The sequence below is a fragment of the Bacillus sp. AR8-1 genome (assembly GCF_008042345.1).
GTDB classification, from domain to species: domain Bacteria; phylum Bacillota; class Bacilli; order Bacillales; family Bacillaceae_G; genus Bacillus_A; species Bacillus_A cereus.
Window position 1 is genome coordinate 1 of the sequence record NZ_QNUB01000081.1, and the last position, 4,274, is coordinate 4,274.

A 4,274-nucleotide genomic window follows, 5' to 3' on the forward strand; every position below is an offset into this window, starting at 1 on the left:
GTGTTAGATATTAATAAATTCATAACAGATGGCTGGGGCCCTTGGCATGAGGCAGGACATTTGAGACAACAATCGCCCTGGAAGTTTTATAATATGACAGAAGTACAAAATAATATATACAGCCTTTCTGTAGAAAAAGCATTTAATCAACCATCCAACTTAGAGAAAAGTGGAATTTATCCAAAAGCATTTCAATATCTAGAGCAAGTGAATAAAAATTATGATGAAATTAGCGATGTTTTTGTAAAGCTTGTTATGCTTTGGCAACTACAGTTAGCGTATGGAGAGGATTTCTATCCTAAATTGCATCAATTGTATAGAGACATGCCTTCAAGTGAACTTCCACAAACTGATGAAAATAAAAAACAATTATTTATGATTTCAGCATCAAAAGTAGCCAAACAAAATTTGATTCCTTTCTTTGAGAAGTGGGGATTACGTCCAAATAACGATACCATTCAAAAAGTAGCTGCATTAGGATATCCAATTTTAACAGCAGAGATTTGGAAGGGGACGGATTCTAATCCAATTAAACCAGATATGCCTAATGTAAATAATATTTTAGAAGGAAACCAGTTTGCATGGTCGCTGAAAGGGATTGGAGATTTTGAATTCGCAAAAGTAAATTTAAATAAATCAACAGAAGAAATGCAAATTGATCTAAAAGCAGGTGTACCACATAACTACTTTGATAGTACATATGCAAGTATTAAAGTGCAAAACACATCAGGTAAAGTGGTCTATAACAAAGAGATTTATGGAAACAAACAACAAAATGCTGAATCGCAAAAAGTTTCGGTCAAGGTAGGAGACTATATAGAGTTAACACATCTAGAAGGTGTGCATAGAGCTACTCTCACAAATGTAGATAATAGTAAACAAGAGAGCTTTGGAAAAAAAGCCATTTACGAAGTTACAAAAGAAGGTCTAAAGAAAGTAGAAAAAATGCCAGAAGCAACAATTTTAGATGGAAATCAATTTGCATGGTCATTAAAAGGATATAGTGATAGAGAAATTGCAAAAGTAAATTATGATAAAACAGTAGAAGAGATGAAGGTAAAACTAGAAGCAGGTGTACCCCATTCCTACTTTACTAGTACGTATGCGAGTATTAAGGTCCAGAATGCTTCTGGCAACGTTCTGTACAATAAGGAAATCGTGGGAAATAAACAACAAAATGCTGAAAGCCAAACTGTGCCCGTTAAAATAGGTGATTACATTGAACTTACTCATATAGAAGGGGAAGCAACAAAGGAAAAGACGCGAGCGACTTTAATTAACCTTGAAAATAACAAAAATGAAACCATTGGAAAGACAGCAAGATATCAAGTTACAAAAGAAGGCCTGAAGAAAGTAGAAAAAATGCCAGAAACAACAGTTTTAGATGGAAATCAATTTAACTGGTCTTTAAAGGGATATAATGATCGAGAAATCGCAAAAGTAGAGTATAACAAAGCAACAGAAAAAATGCAGATTAAATTAGAAGCGGGTATCCCCCATTCCTATTTTACTAGTACGTATGCAAGCATTAAAGTTCAAAACTCATCGGGCAATATATTGTACAATAAAGAAATTGTAGGAAATAGACAACAAAATGCTGAAAGCCAAACCGTTCCAGTTAAGGTAGGGGATTATATCGAGTTTACTCATATAGAGGGAGAAGCACAGAAGGAAAAGACCCGTGCCACACTTACTAATCTTGAGAATAGTAAACAGGAATTTGTAGGCAAGAAAAAAACATATCAAGTTACTCCTACAGGATTATTAATAAAATAGAATTTTTTTAGACATCCTTTTTTATTATTAAAAAACGCTAATTATTAATAGTGATATAGGATGAATTCTATAGCCCACTAACTATTATATATACTCAAAAAATCAAGTTATAGCTAATGTTCCAAGGATTGACACATCTATTCTTAGTTAATCATGTTATACTTTTCACAAGTGAAATGCTACAATATCAAATCCTAGTTTTATGACATCCTTCTGTTGCCACAGTTTATAAAAGGTCAATTCCAATGGGATTGACTTTTTATAGTTGTAGCACATAGTTATAAACGCCCATATTTATCATAAGATAAATGTTGTAATTTCACGTACCGCATTTATGAATGTATAAATAATTACAATATGAAGAACTAAGGTATATGATTGTGATTTTTTTTACAAATATATACCTTTGTTCTTCAAAATTATTTCAAAAGGAGGTTATAAACAATGAAAAGAATTATAACACTGAGCACTTGTAAACTGCAAGATACTATAAAACATGGTGGGTGTGGTGCATGTCAGACATCTTGTCAGTCTGCTTGTAAAACCTCATGTGGAGTTGCAAATCAAAAGTGTGAAAATACAATAAATAGGAAACAAGAAGTATAGTATTCAATTATATTTTATTTAGGTGGCAATCTTTATGAAAAAGGAGTTTGGTTATCCAGTATGATTCATCAATATAAATTAAATGGATACAATATCGTGTTAGATACTTATAGCGGATCCGTACATGTCGTTGACGATCTTGCTTATGAAATAATTATGCTATATCAGAATACTCCTATGGAAGAAATCCTGTCAATAATGCAGGAAAAGTATAAATATGATTTCCACGTTTCCAAGAAGGAAATTCGAGAAACAATTGCGGATATTGAAGAACTAAAAAGAGATGGGAAGCTTTTTACCGAAGATGATTATAGGGACCTTTCAATTGATTTGATAAATCGTCCCACTTATGTAAAGGCTCTTTGTCTTAATGTCGCGCATACATGTAATCTGTCGTGTGAATACTGCTTTGCTAGCCAAGGAAAATACAATGGAAATAGAGCCATAATGAGTTTTGAGGTTGGAAAAAGAGCCATAGATTTTCTATTAGAAAACTCAGGTAATCATCGAAATCTCGATGTTGATTTTTTTGGTGGGGAGCCACTCATGGCGTGGAAAACTGTCAAACAGATTGTCGCTTATGCAAGAAATAAAGAAAAAGAGTACAAAAAAACTTTTCGTTTTACCTTTACTACAAATGGTATGCTGCTTAATGATGAAATTACTGAATTCTTAAATCAAGAAATGCACAATGTTGTATTAAGCCTTGATGGAAGAAAAAAAGTTCATGATTATCTTCGTAAAACTATCAATGGGAAAGGTAGCTATAATCATATCGTTCCAAAGTTCCAGGAGTTTGTTGAGAAGCGTGGAGATAAAGAATACTATGTACGTGGAACCTATACCCATAATAATGTTGATTTTACCAATGATATTTATCACATCGCTGACTTAGGTTTTAACAAAATCTCAATGGAACCTGTTATCTGTAATCCCCAAGAACCATATGCGCTCTGTGAAGAAGACCTGCTGGAAATTTACAATCAGTATGAAATTCTTTCGAAAGAAATGCTAAACCGTGAGGAAAAAGGAAACGATTTTACATTTTATCATTACATGCTCGACCTTTCAGAAGGTCCGTGCGTTCAAAAGAGAATTTCTGGTTGCGGTTCTGGGACTGAATATCTAGCTATTACCCCGTGGGGGGAGATATTTCCTTGTCATCAGTTTGTGGGAGAAGAAGAATATAGTATGGGGAATATATGGGATGGTATTACAAAAGCAGAGATACAGTCTCAGTTTAAGGAAAGTAATTGCTATTCAAAGCCGGAATGTCAGGAATGTTGGGCACAGCTTTACTGTAGTGGCGGTTGTCCAGCTAATACAATACATGCAACGGGTTCTCTTAAGGGAACGCATGAGTTCAGCTGTAAAATCTTCCGCAAGAGGATAGAATGTTCTATGATGGTTAAAGTAGCTCAATCAATTAGAGCTATGAAGAAGGAAGAACAAGCCATAGTTCAGTAAATACAAAAGTGCACAAGGCTGTTATAGCATAAATTTATAAAGCTAGTTACAAGCAAAAATTCTTTTATCTAATTTAAAATAAATGAGTTTAAAGGCAAGAAATATAAGTTTTTAGCCTCAGTAAAACAAAGTATCAACGTTTGAATTGTTTAAAAGAAGATAGCCATACGTAATTTTTCTGAAAGAAAAAGAAAATGAAGTTTAAGACTAAATCTAGCAATGAATGCATGATGTTAAACAATTATATGATAATAAAAAAGGAGTGGGGGATTCACTCCTTTTATCACGACAATTAGTGGTCAAAACCATAAAAAATAGGCTTATTAGGCAAAGTACTGATACACCTTAAAACTACATTATTAAACAACATGCATCGTCGTGTAGTATATGTGGTGATACCCCTTACCCATCAAGCTAATATTTTA

Annotated in this window: 3 protein-coding genes; all 3 read left to right on the plus strand. The window is 33.4% G+C overall.

Translation table 11 applies throughout. From position 1 onward, the window contains the following. Positions 1-1,776, plus strand: a 1,776-nt coding sequence (locus tag DN400_RS29105) for a putative mucin/carbohydrate-binding domain-containing protein (RefSeq protein ID WP_147802110.1), incomplete at its 5' end; no start/stop codon positions are given. Positions 1,777-2,220: 444 nt separating this feature from the next. Next, positions 2,221-2,382, plus strand: a complete 162-nt coding sequence (gene scfA / locus DN400_RS29110; RefSeq protein ID WP_000821353.1) for a six-cysteine ranthipeptide SCIFF — start codon at positions 2,221-2,223, stop codon at positions 2,380-2,382. 60 nt (positions 2,383-2,442) lie between these two features. Further along, complete coding sequence (gene scfB, locus DN400_RS29115; protein ID WP_147802111.1) at positions 2,443-3,849, plus strand: thioether cross-link-forming SCIFF peptide maturase; 1,407 nt, start codon at positions 2,443-2,445, stop codon at positions 3,847-3,849. Positions 3,850-4,274 lie beyond the last annotated feature (425 nt).

Bases quoted from the DNA above. Each gene is read 5' to 3' on its own strand.
- scfA (WP_000821353.1), top strand. From the start codon at position 2,221: ATGAAAAGAATTATAACACTGAGCACTTGTAAACTGCAAGATACTATA.
- scfB (WP_147802111.1), top strand. From the start codon at position 2,443: ATGATTCATCAATATAAATTAAATGGATACAATATCGTGTTAGATACT.